This window comes from Actinomycetospora sp. CA-101289 (genome assembly GCF_050955895.1).
Taxonomy (GTDB): Bacteria; Actinomycetota; Actinomycetes; order Mycobacteriales; family Pseudonocardiaceae; genus Actinomycetospora.
In genome coordinates this window covers 1964323-1984033 of the sequence record NZ_CP192093.1, presented here as the reverse complement: position 1 = coordinate 1984033, position 19711 = coordinate 1964323, and the positions used below count along the sequence as shown (strand labels likewise).

The 19711-nt window shown below is 73.1% G+C and carries 16 protein-coding genes and 2 tRNA genes; 5 read left to right on the top strand and 13 right to left on the bottom strand.

All coding sequences use genetic code 11. The features are described 5' to 3' along the window. Positions 1-2: 2 nt before the first annotated feature. From ACQPX6_RS09815 to ACQPX6_RS09800, 4 genes are all read right to left on the bottom strand, one after another. Complete coding sequence (locus ACQPX6_RS09815; RefSeq protein WP_433787119.1) at positions 3-299, bottom strand: DUF3040 domain-containing protein; 297 nt, start codon at positions 297-299, stop codon at positions 3-5. Between the two features lie 174 nt (positions 300-473). Continuing rightward, on the bottom strand, positions 474-1043 hold the full coding sequence (locus ACQPX6_RS09810; protein WP_433787118.1) for a TMEM165/GDT1 family protein: 570 nt from the start codon (positions 1041-1043) through the stop codon (positions 474-476). A gap of 91 nt (positions 1044-1134) precedes the next feature. Further along, positions 1135-1207, bottom strand: a tRNA-Glu gene (locus ACQPX6_RS09805). Positions 1208-1255: 48 nt separating this feature from the next. After that, a tRNA-Gln gene (locus ACQPX6_RS09800) sits at positions 1256-1327 on the bottom strand. A 216-nt stretch (positions 1328-1543) separates the two neighbouring features. Between ACQPX6_RS09800 and ileS the strand changes: the two genes are divergently transcribed. Further along, complete coding sequence (ileS, locus tag ACQPX6_RS09795) at positions 1544-4654, top strand: isoleucine--tRNA ligase (RefSeq protein WP_433787117.1); 3111 nt, start codon at positions 1544-1546, stop codon at positions 4652-4654. Between the two features lie 63 nt (positions 4655-4717). Here the strand turns inward: ileS and ACQPX6_RS09790 are convergent, their stop codons facing one another. Next, positions 4718-4924: a hypothetical protein gene (locus ACQPX6_RS09790; RefSeq protein ID WP_433787116.1), complete on the bottom strand. Its 207-nt coding sequence runs from the start codon at positions 4922-4924 to the stop codon at positions 4718-4720. Positions 4925-5068: 144 nt separating this feature from the next. Between ACQPX6_RS09790 and ACQPX6_RS09785 the strand changes: the two genes are divergently transcribed. Continuing rightward, positions 5069-6475, top strand: a complete 1407-nt coding sequence (locus ACQPX6_RS09785) for a class F sortase (RefSeq protein WP_433787115.1) — start codon at positions 5069-5071, stop codon at positions 6473-6475. Between the two features lie 75 nt (positions 6476-6550). After that, entirely contained in the window at positions 6551-7300 is a 750-nt protein-coding gene (locus ACQPX6_RS09780; protein WP_433787114.1) for an AIM24 family protein, read from the top strand. Between the two features lie 6 nt (positions 7301-7306). On the opposite strand, the gene lysS is transcribed toward ACQPX6_RS09780, so the two are convergent. The 8 genes from lysS to ACQPX6_RS09740 form a co-directional block, all read right to left on the bottom strand. Further along, positions 7307-8977, bottom strand: coding sequence for a lysine--tRNA ligase (lysS, locus tag ACQPX6_RS09775; RefSeq protein WP_433787113.1), 1671 nt, complete (start codon positions 8975-8977; stop codon positions 7307-7309). A 26-nt stretch (positions 8978-9003) separates the two neighbouring features. After that, entirely contained in the window at positions 9004-9795 is a 792-nt protein-coding gene (locus ACQPX6_RS09770) for a fumarylacetoacetate hydrolase family protein (protein ID WP_433787112.1), read from the bottom strand. Between the two features lie 11 nt (positions 9796-9806). Then, a complete protein-coding gene (locus ACQPX6_RS09765) occupies positions 9807-10211 on the bottom strand; it encodes a hypothetical protein (RefSeq protein ID WP_433787111.1) in 405 nt (134 codons plus the stop codon). Positions 10212-10232: 21 nt separating this feature from the next. After that, the gene (locus tag ACQPX6_RS09760) at positions 10233-11279 is read right to left on the bottom strand and encodes a 3-isopropylmalate dehydrogenase (protein WP_433787110.1); all 1047 of its coding nucleotides are present in this window, start codon (positions 11277-11279) and stop codon (positions 10233-10235) included. 185 nt (positions 11280-11464) lie between these two features. Continuing rightward, positions 11465-13027 (bottom strand): phosphoglycerate dehydrogenase, encoded by a 1563-nt coding sequence (serA, locus tag ACQPX6_RS09755; RefSeq protein ID WP_433788235.1) that lies wholly within the window; start codon positions 13025-13027, stop codon positions 11465-11467. A 282-nt stretch (positions 13028-13309) separates the two neighbouring features. Further along, complete coding sequence (gene ilvC / locus ACQPX6_RS09750) at positions 13310-14332, bottom strand: ketol-acid reductoisomerase (RefSeq protein ID WP_433787109.1); 1023 nt, start codon at positions 14330-14332, stop codon at positions 13310-13312. Between the two features lie 41 nt (positions 14333-14373). Continuing rightward, on the bottom strand, positions 14374-14877 hold the full coding sequence (ilvN, locus tag ACQPX6_RS09745; RefSeq protein ID WP_433787108.1) for an acetolactate synthase small subunit: 504 nt from the start codon (positions 14875-14877) through the stop codon (positions 14374-14376). Next, positions 14874-16844: an acetolactate synthase large subunit gene (locus ACQPX6_RS09740; protein ID WP_433787107.1), complete on the bottom strand. Its 1971-nt coding sequence runs from the start codon at positions 16842-16844 to the stop codon at positions 14874-14876. Before ACQPX6_RS09740 ends, ilvN begins: the two co-directional genes overlap by 4 nt. 266 nt (positions 16845-17110) lie before the next feature. Here ACQPX6_RS09740 and ACQPX6_RS09735 point away from each other — a divergent pair, with 266 nt between their 5' ends. After that, positions 17111-17812 (top strand): PH domain-containing protein, encoded by a 702-nt coding sequence (locus ACQPX6_RS09735; RefSeq protein WP_433787106.1) that lies wholly within the window; start codon positions 17111-17113, stop codon positions 17810-17812. Between the two features lie 43 nt (positions 17813-17855). Then, positions 17856-19697, top strand: a complete 1842-nt coding sequence (gene ilvD / locus ACQPX6_RS09730; RefSeq protein ID WP_433787105.1) for a dihydroxy-acid dehydratase — start codon at positions 17856-17858, stop codon at positions 19695-19697. Positions 19698-19711: the final 14 nt, after the last annotated feature.

Sequence of the window (19711 nt, the reverse complement as noted above, 5' to 3'; positions counted from 1 at the left end):
ACCTAGCCGCGTCGCTCGCGGACCGGGCCGGACGGCAGCGGGGCCGCCGTCCCCGGACGCCGCCAGTGCCACAGCGCCATCGGCACCGCGCTCACCAGGATCAGCACCAGGCCGTGCCCGACGGGGCCCAGCGCGGCCAGCGTCATGCCGAGCACGACACCGGCGACGAGGGCGACGACCGACCACCAGTACGAGCGGCGATCGGTCTCACGGCGTCCGCGGCGCACGAGCCGTCGATCGGTCAGCTCGAGGTGTCGCTCGATGTCCCGCAGGATCTGCTGCTCACGGTCGTCGAGCACGAGGGCCTCCTCGGCGTGGAGCGGCCGACGACCACGTGGTGGTGTGCGGGCCGATCGAACGTGTCACCGGAGAGGTTCCCCTGCTCAGGACGCCGAAACGCCGCGCCCGGCTCGGCGGTCGGTGACGTGCGGTCACCGGATCGTGTCGCGAGGTGAGCGGCGCCCGCCGCGGGTTCAGGCCCGGATCGCGGCGATCGCGCTGATGATCGCCAGGACGACGAGGATCGCCGCGACGACCCGGTTGAGCCAGCGCACCGCGATCACCCGGGCCAGGCGGTTGCCGCCGTACACCGCGAGGACCGACACGGCCCACAGCGCGAGGAGCGCGCCGATCCCGACGGCGACCGGGTCGTCGTACCGGGCGGCCAGCGTCGCGATGATGATCTGGGTCGGGTCGCCGAGCTCGGAGAGCAGGGTGACGCCGAAGGCGGTCGCCACCACCCGCCAGCGCGTCCGCGGGGGCGCGTCGAGGTCCAGGTCGTCGTCGTCGTCCCCGCGCAGGACCAGCACCGCCCCGACCAGGAAGATCACGGCGAGCACGATCTCGAGCGGCCGCTCGGGCAGCAGTGCCACCAGGCTCCCGGCCAGGAGCGCCAGGCCCACGTGCAGGACGAAGGCGGCGCACACGCCGAGCAGCACGAGCCGCGCCGGGAAGCGCGCGCCGAGGACGAGCGTCGCGAGCGCGCTGGTGTCGGCCACCTCGGCGAGCGCGACGATCCCGAACACGATGGCGGCGACGACCACGGGGAAGGGCTACTCCTCACGTGCGGTGGGGCACAACCGCCCCGGAGACGACGAACGCCCTGCACCGGGGTGCAGGGCGTCGGTCGGGATGTAGCCCCGAGGGGATTCGAACCCCCGCTACCGCCTTGAGAGGGCGGCGTCCTAGGCCGCTAGACGACGGGGCCCTAGGAGAACGGCGATGACCCTAGACGAGGGCCGAGCACCGCTCGCAGCTGGGGTACCAGGACTCGAACCTAGAACAACTGAACCAGAATCAGCCGTGTTGCCAATTACACCATACCCCATGGCGATCACCGTGCGTGACTGATCGTCCCGCCCGCTGATGGTCCCAGTCTAGGACATCCGCGCGACCGCGTTCGACACCCCCCGGGGCGCTGCGATGACGCACGTCAGGGCGCGCCGGGTACCCCCGGTAGCCTGGGCGAGTTGGGCAACCGTACGACCAGGAAGATCGAGACGTGAGTTCTCCGCCGTCCCCGGCACGTGAGGTCAGCGAGCCCGTGTTCGCTCCCCTGCCCGCGAACGTGGACCTGCCCGCCGTCGAGCGCGAGGTCCTCGCCCGCTGGTCCGAGCGCGACGTGTTCCGGCGCAGCCTGGAGCGCACCGCCGACGGCGAGCCGTGGATCTTCTACGAGGGCCCGCCGACGGCCAACGGCCAGCCCGGCACCCACCACGTCGAGGCCCGGGCGTTCAAGGACCTCTTCCCGCGGTTCCGGACGATGCGCGGCTACCACGTGCCGCGCCGCGCCGGCTGGGACTGCCACGGCCTGCCGGTCGAGCTCGCCGTCGAGAAGGAGCTCGGCTTCACGGGCAAGGCCGACATCGAGAAGTACGGCATCGCCGAGTTCAACGCGAAGTGCCGCGAGTCCGCGCTGCGCAACGTCTCGGCCTTCGCCGCGATGACCGAGCGCATGGGCTACTGGGTCGACCTCGACGAGGCCTACCTGACCATGGCCCCGCGCTACGTCGAGAGCGTGTGGTGGTCGCTCAAGAAGATCTTCGACGACGGCCTGCTCGTCGAGGACCACCGCGTCACGCCCTACTGCCCGCGCGACGAGACGCCGCTGTCGGACCACGAGGTCGCGCTCGGCTACGAGGACGACGTCGACCCCTCGGTCTACGTCCGCTTCCCGCTCACCGACGGGCCCTGGGCCGGCGCCGACCTGCTGGTGTGGACGACGACGCCCTGGACGCTGCCGTCGAACACCGCCGTCGCCGTCGCCCGCGACATCGTCTACGTCCGCGCGACCACCGTCGACGGCGACGACCTGGTCGTCGCCGAGGACCTCCTGGGCGTGCTCGGCGCCGGCGACCACGCCGCCACCGTCACCGACCGCGCCACCGGCGCCGACCTGCTCGGCAGCCACTACCGCCGCCCGCTGGACCTCCTCGCCGACGAGCTCTTCGGTGACGCGCACCGCGTCGTGCACGGCGACCACGTCACCACCGACGCCGGCACCGGCCTGGTGCACATGGCGCCCGCCTTCGGTGCGGAGGACCACCTCGTGGCCAAGGCCGAGGGCCTCGAGATGGTCAACCCGATCGGCCCCGACGGGCACTTCCTGCCCGACGTGCCCCTGGTCGGCGGCATGTTCTTCAAGGGCGCCGACCCCACGCTGGTCGAGGAGCTGCGCGCCCGCGGCGTGCTGTGGCGCTCCGAGTCCTACGAGCACTCGTATCCGCACTGCTGGCGCTGCCACACCCCGTTGATCTACTACGCGCTCCCCTCCTGGTTCATCCGCACCACCGAGGTCCGCGACCGGCTGGTCGAGGAGAACGAGCGGACGAACTGGTACCCGCCGCACATCAAGCACGGTCGCTACGGCGCGTGGCTCGAGAACAACGTCGACTGGGCGCTCTCGCGCAACCGCTACTGGGGCACGCCGTTGCCGATCTGGCGCAACGACGCGGACCCGTCGGAGATGGTGTGCGTCGGGTCGCTGGCCGAGCTGGGTCGCTGGGCGGGCGAGGACCTCTCCGCGCTCGACCCGCACCGCCCCTTCGTCGACGACGTCGTGTTCCCGGCGCCCAGCGGCACCGGCACGATGCGCCGCGTCACCGACGTCATCGACGTCTGGTACGACTCCGGCGCGATGCCGTTCGCCCAGTGGGGCGCGCCGCACCACCACGAGGCCGACTTCTCCCACGCCTACCCCGCGCAGTACATCTGCGAGGCCATCGACCAGACCCGCGGCTGGTTCTACTCGCTCATGGCCGTCGGCACGCTGGTGTTCGACCGGTCGTCCTACGAGAACGTCGTGTGCCTGGGCCTGCTGCTCGACGAGCAGGGCCGCAAGATGTCCAAGCACCTGGGCAACGTGCTCGACCCGTTCGAGCTCTTCGAGTCCCACGGCGCGGACGCGGTGCGCTGGCTGATGCTGGCCCAGGGCTCGCCGTGGGTCGACCGGCGCGTCGGGCACGACACGCTGCGCGAGATCGTCCGCAAGGTCCTGCTGACCTACTGGAACACCGCGTCGTTCCTGGTCACCTACGCGAACGCGTCGGGGTGGCGCCCTTCGGGTGAGCCGACGACAAGTGCCCACCCGATGGACCGCTGGGTGCTCGGCGAGCTGGCCGGCTGCGTCCGCGAGGTCACGCGCGCTCTCGAGGACTTCGACTCCTCGAGCGCGGGACGCGCGATCACGTCGTTCGTCGACGGCCTGTCCAACTGGTACGTCCGCCGCTCGCGGCGCCGCTTCTGGCACGGCGAGCCCGAGGCGCTGGCGACGCTGCACACCTGCGTCGAGACCCTCTCGCGGCTCATGGCGCCGTTCACCCCGTTCACCAGCGACTACCTGTGGACGCTGCTCCAGGGTGACGTCGTCGCGGACGCCCCCGACTCGGTGCACCTCACCGACTGGCCGGCGCTCGACGAGGCCGCGATCGACGCCGGGCTCGCCGAGCGCATGGCGCTGGTGCGCCGGGTCGTCGAGCTCGGGCGCGCCACCCGCGCCGCCAGCGGGGTCCGCACCCGCCAGCCGCTCGCCCGGGCCGTCGTGGCCGCCCGCGGGTTCGGCGACCTCGAGGAGCCGCTGCTCGCCGAGATCGCCGAGGAGCTCAACGTCGCCCGCGTCGAGGCGGCCGGTTCCGACCTCGTCGAGGTCACCGTGAAGCCGAACTTCCGGGCCCTGGGCAAGCGCTTCGGCAAGCAGACCCCGGTCGTCGCCGAGGCCGTGAAGACCACGACGGCGGCCCCGGTCGACGGCGAGCTCACCGTGGTCGTCGACGGCGCCGAGGTCACGCTCGCCGGCGACGAGATCCTGGTGTCGGAGAGCCCGCGCGAGGGCTGGGCGGTGCGGTCCGAGGGCGGCCTGTCGGTCGGCCTCGACACCGAGCTCACCGACGACCTGCGCGCGGCGGGGCTCGCCCGCGACGTCGTGCGCGTCGTGCAGGAGGCGCGCAAGACCCGGGGCCTCGAGGTCTCCGACCGCATCGCGCTGACCTGGACCGCCGAGCGCACCGACGTCGCCGAGGCGGTGCGCACCCACGCGGGCACCATCGCCGAGGAGGTCCTCGCGGTCTCGATGACCGAGGGCACGGTGAACGGGGACGCGGCGGCGCGCTCCGACGACCTGTCCCTGGCCGTCGCGATCACCCCGGCGGTCGGCTGACGGTCGGTTCGACCTCCGCCGTCCCGCCGAGCCCCTCGCGCAGACCGAACACCGCGAGCAGGCTCAGCGGGCGATCACGCCGGTCTCGAAGCCGCCGCCGAGGAACTCGACGCGGAACGGGCCGACCTGGGTGTCGGTGAACGTCGCCGGGTCGCACAGCCACGCCCACACCGCGGCACGCGGGGCCGGGACGGTGAAGCGGTGCACGTGGGTGTGCGGCCGCCACCCGGGAGGCAGGGGCTGGCCGGGTCCCGCGAGGTCGACGTCCACGTCGCCGAGTACCCCGCCGCGGACGACGGGCGTGGGACCGGCGTCTCACCGGCGGCTGAACCTTCTCACCCGATCGGCCGAACGCTGACGGCGTCGGGGGACGGCAGCGGGTCCAGCGGTTCCGCGGCGAGCAAGGAGACGGCGATGGGGCGACGGACGCGGCTGGGCCGGTGGGCGGGGACCACCGCGCTGGCGCTCGTGACCACGGCGATGGGCGTCACCGGCATCGCCGCGGCGGCCTCGCTGCCCTCGGCGGCGCCGGCCCCGGACCGTCTCCCCGCACCGACGGCGCCGCAGGAGAACGGTCTGCTGCGCGTCGCGCACCTGTCGCCGTCGACCGGCGCGGTGGACATGTACGCCGAGGGCCCGGGCCTGCCGGCGACCCGCGTGGCGTCGGCGGTGTCGTACCGCGGGCTGACCTCCTACCTCCCGGCCGCGCCCGGGACCTACACGCTCTCGGCCCGGCCCGCGGGGGCGTCCGCCACCAGCGTGCCGGCCCTGACCACCACGGTCGCGGTGACGCCGGGCTCCGCGCAGACCGCCGCGTTCGTCGACGTGGGCCCGAACTCGACCCCGCAGGCCGAGGTCATCGCCGACCGCACGACCGCCCCGCCGCCCGGCTCCGCGCTCGTGCGCGTGATCACGGCCGCGGCGGGCGTCGGAGCGGTGGACGTCGTGGCGCAGGGCGGCGGCCCGCTGGCAGACGACGTGTTCTACGGCGCCACGTCCGATTACGCCACCGTCGACGCCCGCGTCTGGACCATGGACATCACCACCAGCTCCGGGCAGTCCACGCAGGTCACGGTGCCGGTGGCCAGCCGCTCGGTCAGCTCGGTGATCGTCAGCCGCGACCCGCAGGGCGCCCTGGCCGTCACGGCCGTGCCCGACGCGGCGTCGGCCACGCCGGCCGCGGAGGCACCGGCGGCACCGGCAGCACCGGCCGCGAGCGCGCCGGCCACCTCCGCCCCCACCGCGCCGTCCTCCCCGCGCCGCACGCCGACGGGCGGGGTGCCCGCCGGCTTCGGCGGTCTGGTCGCGGCGGACGCGCCGGCGATCCCGGCGGCGCGCCCGATGCCCGTCGTCGCCGTCCCCACCGGGCCCCGTGACGCCGTCCGCCCGACCGGGCTCGTCGTCCCGGCCGCGGACGTGGACGCCGGCCGCCTGCTCGACCTGGGCGTCGACGGTGCGGGCGCCCTGCAGGCCCCGCCCGGGCCGCAGGACGTGGGCTGGTTCGCCGGGGGCGCGGTGCCCGGCGAGGCGGGCCCGTCGGTGCTCGTCGGGCACGTCGACTCGTGGCGCGGCCCGGGGGTGTTCTGGCGGCTGCGCGACCTGCGTGCCGGGGACGCCGTCGACGTCCCGCGCAGCGACGGCACCGTCGCCCACTTCGTCGTCGACGCCGTCGAGCGCTTCGACAAGGACGCCTTCCCCTCCGAGCGGGTCTACGGCCCGACCGCCGGCCCCTCGCTGCGCCTGGTCACCTGCGGCGGGGCGTTCGACCGCAGCACCCGGTCCTACGTGGACAACGTCGTCGTCTTCGCGTCACCACGTTGACTCTGTGTGTTCGACGGGAGGATGATCTCGGCGAATCCCACCCGGACGAGCACAGAGCGTAACGAGGAGAACCCGATGCGCAGCAACCTCTTCGCCCCGGAGAACCAGGAGCAGGAGTCGGCGCAGCCGGGCCTACGGCTGCAGAACTCCAAGATGCTCAAGGTCGAGCTCAACGGCGAGTGCATGGCGCGCCAGGGCTCGATGGTGGCGTTCCAGGGCCAGGTGCACTTCGAGGCCCAGGGCTCGGGCGGCATCGGCAAGTTCATCAAGCAGCAGCTCACGGGCGAGGGCGTGCCGCTGATGAAGGTCTCGGGCCGCGGCGACGTCTTCCTCGCCGACGCCGCGTCCGACGTGCACCTCATCGACCTCGAGGGGCCCCACGACGCCCTGACCATCAACGGCAAGAACGTCCTGGCGTTCGAGCCGTCGCTGTCCTACGACATCCAGATGGTGCAGGGCGCCGGGATGATGTCGGGCGCCGGCCTGTTCAACTGCGTGTTCTCCGGCCAGGGCCGCCTGGCGATCACCTGCAAGGGCACGCCGGTCGTGCTCAACGTCGACCAGCCGACCTTCGCCGACCCGCAGGCCGCCATCGCCTGGTCGGCGGGCCTGCAGGTCGGCGTGCACCGCGCCGACCAGCTCGGCCTCGGCACGCTGCTGGGCCGCACCACCGGCGAGGCGTTCACGATGGGCTTCGCCGGCCGCGGCTTCGTCATCGTCCAGCCCTCCGAGGAGGTGCCGGTCAGCGGCGTCGCCGGCCAGGGCAGCGGGCAGCAGGCCGGGCAGAGCGGCGTCGGCGGGGTGCTGGGCAGCTTCCTGCGGTAGGGCGGCTCAGCCCCCGAGCAGGCGCCGGACGCGCTCGGGGCCGGCGGCGAGCAGCAGCGTGGGCAGGCGCGGGCCGGTGTCCGCGCCCACGAGCAGCCGGTAGACGACCACGAAGAAGCGGCGCTGCGCGGCCTTGAGCTCGTCGGTGGGCTTGACGTCCAGCGGCAGGCCCGCCTGCTTCTTGGGCACGCCGTAGACCAGCGTCGTGAGTCCGTCGAGCGACCAGTCGTCGGTGAGGTGGTCGCGCAGCATCGCGACGGCCTCGCGGTCCTGCTCGTCGAGGGACGCGAGCAGGGCCGCGTCGGGCTCGTCGCGCAAGCGGGTGTGCGCCTCGTCGGGCATGTACGACGCGACCCAGTGCGCGGCCTTGTCCAGCCGGGGGCGGGCGCCCTCGGGCGTGGCGTCGAGCCCGGCGAGGATGCGCTCGAGCTGCGCGGGGTCGCCCGCGGTGATGTCGACGACCGACGCGAGCGTCCGGTACGCCACCGGCTGCGCGGTGCGCGGCAGGTCGCCCTCGGCGGTGGTGACCGCGCGGACGTGCCCGGTGGTCTCGACGGCCCCCGCTGTGCCGGCGGTGACCTTGCGCTCCAGGGCGTCCCACTCGTCGTAGAGCCGGTGGAGCTCCTGGTCGAACGCGACCTTGATCGCCTGGTTGGGCCGCCGGCGGGCGAACAGCCAGCGCAGCACCGGCACCTCGAGGATCTCCAGCGCGTCGCCCGGCGTCGGCACCGCGCCCTTCGAGCTCGACATCTTCGCCTGCCCGGTGATCCCGACGAACGCGTACATCGGGCCGATCGGGGCCTCGCCGCCGAACACCTCGTCGACGATCAGCCCGCCCACCTGGTACGACGAGCCCGGCGAGGAGTGGTCGACGCCCGAGGGCTCGAAGTGCACGCCCTCGTAGGCCCAGCGCATGGGCCAGTCGACCTTCCACACGAGCTTGCCGCGGGTGAACTCGCGCAGCAGCACGGTCTCGGACGCCCCGCACGCGCACGTGTAGGTCATCTCGGTGGTGTCGTCGTCGTAGGCGGTGATCGTGGTGTCGTCGCGCCCGCACGCGCTGCAGTAGGGCTTGAAGGGGTAGTACTCCCGGCCCGACGCCCCGTCCTCGTCGTCGCTGTCGGGGGCGTCCTTCTTCTTCGTGCGGAAGCGCCCGAGGATGCCGTCGATCCGCGCCCGCTCGCGCATGGCCAGCAGCACCTGGTCGCGGTAGGCGCCCCCGGTGTATCGCTCGGTCTGGTTGACCCCGCGGTGGGGCACGCCGAGGTCGGCGAGCGCCGCGATCATGGGCGCCTTGAAGTGCTCGGCCCAGTTCGCGAACGGGCTGCCCATCGGCGCGGGCACCGCGGACAGCGGCTTGCCGATGTGCTCTTCCCACGCCGGGTCGATGCCGGCGGGGACGCGGCGGAAGCGGTCGTAGTCGTCCCAGGAGATCAGGTGCTCGACGTCGTGGCCGCGGCGGCGGATCTCGTCGGCGACCAGGTGCGGGGTCATGACCTCGCGCAGGTTGCCGAGGTGGATCGGCCCGGACGGGGAGAGCCCCGAGGCGCACACGATGCGCGGGGACCCGCGGCGGGCGGCGGCCTCGATCACCTCGTCGGCCATCCGCGACACCCAGTCCGGCTCCGGTGCCCCGGCCGTCTCCACCACCAGCGTCCGTCCCTCCTGATCGATCACGACCAGGGTACGGGGCGGCGCCGGGTCTATCGGGCGCGGACCGGGTTGGTCAGCGTCCCGATGCCCTCGACGGTGACGCTGACCTGCTGGCCGCTGCTCATCGGCCCGACGCCGGCCGGGGTGCCGGTGAGGATGACGTCGCCGGGCAGCAGCGTCATCACCCGCGAGATGTAGGCGATGAGCTCGTCGACCGGGTGCAGGAGCAGGTGGGTGCGCGACTGCTGGCGCACCTCGCCGTCGAGCTCGGTGCGGATCGCGAGGTCACCGGGGTCGACGGACGTCTCGATCCACGGGCCCAGGGGGCAGAACGAGTCGTAGCCCTTGGCGCGGGTCCACTGGCCGTCGGCCTGCTGCAGGTCGCGGGCGGTGACGTCGTTGGCGACGGTGTAGCCGAGCACGACGTCGCGGGCGCGGGCCTCGGGGACGTCGCGGCACGGGAGGCCGATGACGACGGCGAGCTCGCCCTCGTAGTCGACGCGCCGGGAGTCCGGCGGCATCTGGATCGGCAGGCCCGGCCCGATGACCGTGGTCGAGGGCTTCATGAAGATCAGGGGCGCCGGCGGGGCCTCGCCGCCCATCTCGCTGACGTGGTCGGCGTAGTTCTTGCCGATGCACACCACCTTGGTGGGCAGGATCGGCGCGAGCAGCCGGACGTCGGCGAGCGGCCAGGTGCGGCCGGTGAAGGTGGGGTCGCCGAAGGGGTGCTCGGCGATCTCGGCGCAGACGTCCCCGCCGTCGGGCTCGCCGCCCGCGGTGGTGGGCGACTGCAGGGCGGCGAACGACACGCCCTCGGCGTGGGCGATCCGGGCGAGGCGCACGGCCGCGGACCCTATCCCGCGCCCGCGCTCACGGCGCGCCCGCGGCCACCGGTTCCTGCTCGTCGACCCACTCCCTTCAGCGGGCGTGTTGTGCCAGCGTGGGGGCCACGCTGGCGTTCAACGCCAGCAAATCCCCCACGATCATCGACGCGCTCCGGGGGCGTCCGCGCCCGGCGCGCGCTCCACCACGCCATCGTCCCCAGCAGCGCCAACCCGAGGACCGCCAGCGCGAACGGGAAGGCGCGGTCGAACATCGTCCGGTCCGAGGTGTCCGGCGCGGTGAGGCCGAGGACGACGAAGTACGCCGCCACCACGATCCCGCACGCGAGCTCCACCGCGGCCACGACCCACGCCCACCGGCGCGGGCTCATGGTCGTGGTGGGGATACTGGCGTTGAACGCCAGCGTGGCCGCCACGCTGGCACCGGCTCGCCGCGCCTACGCCGGGGTGCGGGTGCCCGCGGCCGAGGAGACGAGGGCGGCGAGGCGGTCGCCCACGGCGTGGGTGCCGCCCGGGCTGCCGTGGTCGCGGGTGGCCAGGTCGAAGGCCACCGCGGCCTCGACGCGGCGCGCGAGCTCGGGCTCACCGAGGTGGTCGAGCAGCAGCGCCACCGACAGGATGGCGGCCGTGGGGTCGGCGATGCCCTTGCCCGCGATGTCCGGCGCCGACCCGTGGACCGGCTCGAACATGCTCGGGTTGGCGCGCGAGACGTCCAGGTTGCCCGACGCCGCGAGCCCGATGCCCCCGGTGACCGCCGCCGCGAGGTCGGTGAGGATGTCGCCGAACAGGTTGTCGGTGACGATCACGTCGTAGCGCGACGGGTCGGTGACCATGTGGATGGTCGTCGCGTCGACGTGCTGGTAGTCGACGGCGACCTCGGGGTGCTCGAGCGAGACCTCCTCCACCACGCGCGACCACAGCGAGCCGGCGTGGGTCAGGACGTTCGTCTTGTGCACCAGCGTCAGCTTGCGCCGCGGGCGGTTCGACGCGCGCGTGAACGCGTCGCGCACCACGCGCTCGACGCCGAACGCCGTGTTGATGCTGACCTCGGTGGCGATCTCCTGCGGCGTGTCCTTGCGCAGCAGGCCGCCGGTGCCCGCGTAGGGCCCCTCGGTGCCCTCGCGCACGACGACGAGGTCGATCTCCGGGTTCGCCGACAGCGGCCCGCGCACGCCCGGGTAGAGCCGCGCCGGACGCAGGTTGACGTGGTGGTCGAGCTCGAAGCGCAGGCGCAGCAGTAAGCCGCGCTCGAGGATCCCGCTGGGGACCGACGGGTCGCCGACCGCACCGAGCAGGATCGCGTCCTGCTCGCGCAGCTCCGAGAGCACCGACTCCGGCAGCAGCTCGCCGGTGGAGTGCCACCGCGCCGCGCCGAGGTCGTACTGGGTCGTCTCCACCGAGGGGGCGACCTCGTCGAGCACCTTCAGCGCCTCGCCGACGACCTCGGGACCGATGCCGTCGCCGGGCACCACCGCGAGTCGCATCCGCAACAACCTCCACGAGCGGGTCGCCCCGCGACGGGGTGACCGGGGCCGACCCGCGGAGACTACTAGGCGTGTCGGTCGATCACGGAACCGGATCGCCGCATCGAGCGAATTCGGTCTCGTCCGGGGTTCGTGCGCCCGGCGGGGTTTGGGCTCGGCCCGCTCCCCCGCCGGGAGCAACCCCGCTAGCCGAAGGAGATCAACCGCGTCGTCCGCGCACCGAGCGACCGGCCGATCGGCTCGAGGACCTCGCTCGCGACCGGCTGGTCGACGCGCAGCAGCATGATCGACGAGGAGCGATCGCGCAGCTGCGAGAGCTGGGCGGCCTCGATGTTGACGTCGGACTCGCCGAGCATCGTCCCGACGGTGCCCATCGCGCCCGGGCGGTCGGAGTACTCGAACAGCAGCACGTGGCCCTCGGCGCGCAGGTCGAAGCTGCGCCCGTTGATCTCGACGAGCTTCTCGACCTCGTCGGCGCCGGTCAGGGTGCCCGACACCGTCACGGCGTCGCCGCCGTCGCGCACCGCCCGCAGCGTGACCATGCTGCGGTGGTTGGGGCTCTCGCTGGCCGTCTCCACGGAGACGCGGACGCCGCGCTCCTCGGCCAGGGCCGGGGCGTTGACGAAGGTGACGGGCTCGTCGACGACCTCGCCGAACACCCCGCGCAGCGCCGCGAGCGAGAGCACCGAGACGTCCTCGTGCGCCAGCTCGCCGCGCACCTGCACCTGCAGCTCGCCAGGGGCGCCGACGAGGTCGGAGAGCAGGGTGCCGAGCTTCTGCGTGATGCCCAGCCACGGCCGGACCTCCTCGCCGACCGCGCCGCCCGAGACGTTGACGGCGTCGGGGACGAAGTCGCCGCGCAGGCCCGCGAGCACGGAGTGCGCGACGTCGGTGCCGGCGCGGTCCTGGGCCTCGGCGGTGGAGGCACCGAGGTGCGGGGTCACGGTGACCTGCGGCAGCTCGAACAGCGGCGAGGACGTCGTCGGCTCGGTGACGTAGACGTCGATGCCCGCGCCGGCGACGTGGCCCGTGCGCACGGCCTCGGCCAGCGCGTCCTCGTCGACGAGCCCGCCGCGCGCGGCGTTGACGATGATGACGCCCGGCTTGGTCTTGGCCAGCGCCTCCTTGCCGATGAGGCCCTGGGTCTCCGGGGTCTTCGGCAGGTGGATGGTCATCATGTCGCTGCGGCGCAGCAGCTCGTCGAGCTCGACGAGCTCGATGCCCAGCTGGGTGGCGCGGCTCTGCGGCAGATAGGGGTCGTAGGCGATGACGTGCGTGCCGAACGCGGCGATGCGTGCGGCGAACAGCTGCCCGATCTTGCCCAGGCCGATGACGCCGACGGTCTTGCCCTGGATCTCGACGCCGTTGAGCTTGCTGCGCTCCCAGCGGCCCGCGCGCAGGCTCGCGTCCGCGGCGGGGATGTGGCGCGCGGTGGCCAGCAGCAGCGCGATGGCGTGCTCGGCGGCGGAGACGATGTTCGAGGTCGGCGCGTTGACGACCATGACGCCCGCGGCCGTGGCGGCGGGCACGTCGACGTTGTCGAGGCCCACGCCCGCGCGGCCGACGACCGTCAGCTGCTTGGCGGCGCCGAAGACCTCGGCGTCGACCTGCGTGGCCGAGCGGACCAGCAGGGCGTCGGCGGTCGCGACGGCCTCGAGCAGCGCGGCGCGGTCGGTGCCGTCGACGGTGCGGATCTCGACCTCGTCGCCGAACACCTCCAGCGTCGACGGCGCGAGCTTCTCGGCCATCAGGACGACGGGCAAGCTGGCGGCGGTGGTCACGTGTGATCGCTCCCGGGGGTCGGCGGTGGGTCCACACGCCGACGAGCCCTGCACTACCGATGTCACACGCCGACGTGCTCGCGGGTCATCGTGCCCGCATCACGGCGACCGTACCGACCGGTCGTGAACCGATTCACACGGCCGAGAGCGCCCGGTGCGCCCTTCGTGCCGGACGAACGAACGGCGCTTTCGCTGCTTCTGATGCGACGAAAGCGCCGTTCGTTCGTTCAGGCACTACTTCCGGACGGCTCAGTTGGTCGGGCGCGCCATCCACGGCATGAGGCCGCGGAGCTTGGCCCCGACCTGCTCGATCTGGTGGGCCTTGCCCTCGTCCTCGAGCTTGGTGAAGTTCGGGCGGCCGTTGTCGTCCTCGGCCACCCACTCGCGGGCGAAGGTGCCGTCCTGGATCTCGCCCAGGATCTTGCGCATCTCGTCCTTGACCGCCGAGTTGACGATGCGCGGGCCGCGGGTGAGGTCGCCGTACTCGGCGGTGTCGCTGATCGAGTACCGCTGGCCCCAGATGCCGTTCTCGTACATGAGGTCGACGATGAGCTTGAGCTCGTGGAGGCACTCGAAGTAGGCGATCTCGGGCTGGTAGCCGGCCTCGACCAGCGTCTCGAACCCGGCCTGGACCAGCGCCGACGTGCCGCCGCAGAGCACGGCCTGCTCGCCGAAGAGGTCGGTCTCGGTCTCCTCGGTGAAGGTCGTCTTGATGACGCCCGCCCGCGCGCCGCCGATCGCCGCGGCGTAGGACAGCGCGAGCGCCTGGGCCCCGCCCGTCGCGTCCTGCTCGACGGCGATCAGGCACGGCACGCCCTTGCCGTCGACGAACTGGCGGCGCACCAGGTGCCCCGGGCCCTTCGGCGCGACCATGGCCACGTCGATGTCCTTGGGCGGCTGGATGAGGTCGTACCGGATGTTGAACCCGTGCCCGAAGAAGATCGCGTCGCCCGAGTTCAGGTTGGGCGCGATGTCGTCGGCGTAGATGAACCGCTGGCGGGTGTCCGGCGCCAGGATCATGATCACGTCGGCCTCGGCGGACGCCTCGGCCGGCGTGACGACGCGCAGCCCCTCCTCCTGGGCGGAGGCACGGCTCTTCGACGACTCCGGCAGGCCGACCCGCACGTCGACGCCCGAGTCACGCAGCGACAGCGCGTGCGCGTGCCCCTGGCTGCCGTAGCCGATGACGGCGACCTTGCGCCCCTGGATGATCGAGAGGTCGGCGTCGTCGTCGTAAAAGACCTCGGCGTTGCCGGTGGTCGGGGCACTCATGATCTGGGACTACTTCCTTCCGGGACTGATGACGGGGCAATCTAGCGGTGGTGCGCGGCGATGGAGCGCGGCCCGCGGGCCAGCGCCACCATCCCCGACTGCACGACCTCGCGGACGCCGTAGGGCTCGAGCATGCGGCGCAGGGCGGCGAGCTTGTCCTCGGTGCCCGTGGCCTCGACCGTGACCGCCTCGGGCGAGACGTCGACGACCTTGGCGCGGAACATCTGGGTGACCTCGAGGACCTGCGAGCGCACGGTCGCGTCGACGCGCACCTTCATCATCACGAGCTCGCGCTGCACCGACGAGGTCGGCTCCAGCTCGACGATCTTGATGACGTGCACGAGCTTGTTGAGCTGCTTCGTGACCTGCTCGAGGGGGAACTCGTCGACGGTCACGCAGATCGTCATGCGCGAGATCCCCTCCTCCTCGGTGGGGCCCACGGCGAGCGACTGGATGTTGTAGCCGCGGCGGGAGAACAGGCCCGAGATGCGGGCCAGGACGCCGGGCTTGTCCTCGACGAGGACCGACAGCGTGTGCGTCGTCATGCGACCGGCCCCTCGCCGTCGACGGGGTGGTCCGCGCGCGAGACCTCGTCGGCCTGGACGGCCTCGGGGTCGTCGAACAGCGGGCGGATGTGGCGCGCGGCCATGATCTGGTCGTTGCCCGTGCCGGCGGCGACCATCGGCCACACCTGCGCGTCCGCGCCGACCGTGAAGTCGATGACCACCGGGCGGTCGTCGATCGCCATGGCCTCACGGATCACGCGATCGACGTCGTCACGCGACTCGCAGCGCAGCCCGACGCACCCGAGGGCCTCGGCGAGCAGCACGAAGTCGGGCACGCGGTGCTTGTGCGTGCCGAGCTCGGTGTTGGAGTAGCGCTCCTCGTAGAACAGGGTCTGCCACTGGCGGACCATGCCGAGGTTGCCGTTGTTGATGACCGCGACCTTGATCGGGATGCCCTCGATCGCGCAGGTGGCGAGCTCCTGGTTGGTCATCTGGAAGCAGCCGTCGCCGTCGATGCACCACACCGTGGTGTCGGGCATACCGACCTTGGCGCCCATCGCCGCGGGCACGCCGTAGCCCATCGTCCCGGCGCCGCCGGAGTTGAGCCACGTGCGCGGCTTCTCGTAGCGGATGAACTGGGCGGCCCACATCTGGTGCTGCCCGACGCCCGCGGAGTAGATGGCGTCCGGGCCGGCGATGGCACCGATGCGCTCGATGACGTACTCGGGCGACAGCGTCCCGTCGGCGGGGTGGTCGTAGCCCAGCGGGAACGTGGTGCGCCACCGCTCGAGCTGCTCCCACCAGGGAGCGAGCGCCTCCTGGCGGTCGTCCCGGCCGCCGGCGGTGCGCAGCGCGGTGGTCAGCTCGGTGATCACCTCGCGGGCGTCGCCCACGATCGGCACGTCGGCCGTGCGGTTCTTGCCGATCTCGGCCGGGTCGACGTCGGCGTGGACGACCTTGGCGTCCGGGGCGAACGTCGACAGGTCGCCGGTGACGCGGTCGTCGAACCGCGCCCCGAGGGCGATGAGCAGGTCGGCCTTCTGCATCGCCGCCACGGCGGCGACGGTGCCGTGCATGCCGGGCATCCCCAGGTTCTGGCGGTGGCCATCGGGGAACGCGCCGCGGGCCATGAGGGTGGTGACCACGGGCGCGCCGGTCTCGTCGGCGAGGTCGAGGAGCTCGGTGGAGGCCTCGGCCTTGATCACACCGCCGCCGACGTAGAGGACGGGACGACGCGCCTCGCCGATCAGGCGGGCGGCCTCCCGGATCTGCTTGGAGTGGGGCCGGGTCGTGGGCCGGTAGCCCGGCAGCTGGGTCTCGACCGGCCAGCGGAAGGTGGTGGCGGCCTGCAGGACGTCCTTGGGCAGGTCGACGAGCACCGGCCCGGGACGCCCGGTCGAGGCGATGTGGAACGCCTCGGTGATCGCCCGCGGGATGTCCGCCGGGTCGGTCACCAGCATGTTGTGCTTGGTGATCGGCAGCGTGATGCCGCAGATGTCGGCTTCCTGGAACGCGTCGGTGCCGATGAGCTTGCGCCCGACCTGCCCCGTGATCGCGACGACCGGCACCGAGTCGAGCATCGCGTCCGCCAGCGGCGTGACGAGGTTGGTGGCGCCGGGGCCGGACGTGGCGATGCAGACGCCGACCCGGCCCGTGGCCTGCGCGTACCCGGTGGCCGCGTGGCCCGCGCCCTGCTCGTGGCGCACGAGGATGTGGCGCACGAGCGTCGAGTCGAACAGCGGGTCGTAGGCCGGGAGGATCGCGCCGCCCGGGATGCCGAACACGACCTCGCACCCGACGGCCTCGAGCGAGCGCACCAGCGACTGCGCGCCGGTCGCGGGCTCGGGGTCGACGTGGGTCGGGCGGGGGGCGTCCGGGTGCAGCGGGGCCTGCAGGGCGGTGTCCTGCTGCTCGCTGGGGACGCCGGAGCGCGGCGCGGGGCGCCGCGAGCCGTTCGCCGCGGTGCCCGGGGTGCCGGGGGGCGCGGTGGGTCTGGCTGTGGTCATCGGGTGTGTGCCTCGAGAGGTCGATTCCGGGTGCTGGGTGAGCGAGAGCAGGAGCCGAACATGAAAAAGCCCCCACCGCCTCGAGGGCGGGGAGGGCAGGCGCGTCAGCAGGTACTCAGGGCGGGTGCGGTGGATCGCGACCCGTCAGGCGCTGACGCGCCCCGGGAGTACGAGAATTCGACGCTGGATCACGAGCCCGAGAGTAGGCGTGGCCTCCAGGTGGCGTCAAACCGCCCCCCGTTCTCCGGAGTGGCACCATCGACCCGGTGACGAGCGAGGAGACGGTGGCGGCCGGAGCAGCACCCACGGCGAGCCCCGCGACCTTCCGGGCCGTGCCCCTGCCCGCGCTGGTCGCGGTGGGGTTCGTGGCCGTCGGCATCTCCCCCATCGCGTTCCAGGGCGGGCCGTGGTTCCTGCTCTTCCTCGTGCCCCTGGCGCTCGCGTGGTGGCTGGTGCGCACGCGCACGGTCGTGGACACCGACGCGCTGCGCGTCGTGTCGGCGGTCGGGTCGCGCCGGCTGCCGTGGGGCGAGGTGGCGACGCTGCGGGTCGCCTCACGCGGCTGGGTGCGGGCGGTGCGCACCGGCGAGGGCGAGCAGGCGCTGACCGGTGTCCGGGCCCGCGACCTCGGCCGGGTGGCGCAGGCCAGCGGCGGGCGGATCACGATGCCCACGCCCGAGGAGGTCGCCGCGGCCCGCGAGCACGAGCGTGAGCTCGAGGCCACGCGGATGCGGGTGGCGCGGCTGCGGGAGCGCGAGGCCGAGGTCGAGGCCGAGGTCGAGGCCGAGGTCGAGGCCGAGGCCGAGGCCGAGGCCGAGGTCGAGGTCGAGGTCGAGGCCGAGGCCGAGGCGACGAGCGACGACGCGGACGTCGACCCACCGGCCGATGAGAGTGGCGCTACGGACACTGATCGTCAGCGGCGCCACTCCGCTGACACTCAGGACGGCGACGGCGAGGCGCGCGCGTAGCCTCGCGGTCACCCACCACTGATCGTCTCCTGCGAGGTCACCCGTGCCGCCGTTGCGCTCGCGCGTCACCACCCAGGGTCGCAACGCCGCCGGGGCGCGAGCCCTCTGGCGCGCCACCGGCCTGACCGACTCCGACTTCGGCAAGCCGCTGGTCGCGATCGCCAACTCCTACACCCAGTTCGTGCCGGGGCACGTGCACCTCAAGGAGATGGGCGAGCTCGTCGCGGGCGCGGTGCGCGAGGCCGGCGGCATCGCGCGTGAGTTCCACACCATCGCCGTCGACGACGGCATCGCGATGGGCCACGGCGGGATGCTGCACTCGCTGCCGTCGCGCGAGGTGATCGCCGACGCGGTCGAGCACATGGTGCAGGGCCACGCGGTGGACGCGCTGGTGTGCATCTCGAACTGCGACAAGATCACGCCGGGCATGCTCAACGCCGCGCTGCGGCTGAACATCCCGACGGTCTTCGTGTCCGGCGGGCCCATGGAGGCCGGCAAGGCCGTGGTCGTCGACGGCGTCGCGCAGGCGCCGACCGACCTCATCACCGCGATCTCCGCGTCGGCGTCGTCGCAGGTCAGCGACGAGGGCCTGACCGAGGTCGAGCGCTCGGCGTGCCCGACGTGCGGGTCGTGCTCGGGGATGTTCACGGCGAACTCGATGAACTGCCTCACCGAGGCGCTGGGCCTCTCGCTGCCCGGCAACGGGTCGACGCTGGCCACGCACGCCGCCCGCCGCGAGCTGTTCCTCGACGCCGGGCGCACCGTCGTCGACCTGGCCCGGCGGTGGTACGCCGACGACGACGAGTCGGTGCTGCCGCGGAACGTCGCGTCGCGGCACGCCTTCGAGAACGCGATGGCGCTCGACGTCGCCATGGGCGGCTCGACGAACACGGTGCTGCACATCCTCGCCGCCGCCCACGAGGCCGACCTGGGGTTCACGCTCGCCGACATCGACGCGGTCAGCCGCCGGGTGCCGTGCCTGTCGAAGGTCGCGCCCAACTCCAGCCACCACATGGAGGACGTGCACCGCGCCGGCGGCATCCCCGCGATCCTCGGCGAGCTCGACCGTGGCGGGCTGCTGCACCGTGACGTGCACGCCGTCCACGCCCCGTCGCTCCAGGCGTGGCTGGGCACCTGGGACATCCGCGGCACCGCGCCGTCGGACGAGGCCGTCGAGCTCTTCCACGCCGCGCCGGGCGGTGTCCGCACCGTCGAGCCGTTCTCGACGACCAACCGCTGGTCCTCGCTGGACACCAACGGCGCGGACGGCGTCATCCACGACGTCGCGCACGCGTTCTCCGCCGACGGCGGGCTCGCCGTGCTGCGCGGCAACCTCTCCCCCGACGGCGCGGTGATCAAGAGCGCCGGGCTGCCCGAGGACGGGCGGCACTTCCGGGGTCCGGCGCGCGTCGTCGAGAGCCAGGAGGAGGCCGTCTCGGTGATCCTCGGCAAGCAGGTACAGCCCGGCGACGTGCTGGTCGTGCGCTACGAGGGCCCCGCCGGCGGGCCCGGCATGCAGGAGATGCTGCACCCCACCGCGTTCCTCAAGGGTGCGGGCCTCGGCGCGGTGTGCGCGCTGGTCACCGACGGGCGCTTCTCGGGCGGCTCGAGCGGGATCTCGGTCGGCCACATCTCCCCCGAGGCCGCCGCCGGCGGGGTGATCGCCCTGGTGCAGGACGGCGACGAGATCCTCCTCGACGTCGACGCTCGGCGCATCGAGGTGCTCGTCGACGACGACGTGCTCGCCGAGCGCCGCGCCAAGATGGAGGCCTCGGAGCGCCCGTGGCAGCCGGCCGTCGAGCGCCACCGGCACCTCACGAGCGCCCTGCGCGCCTACGCGAAGCTCGTGACCTCCGGCGCGACGGGGGCCGTGCGGAGCGTTTGACCTCCGGTCTCGTG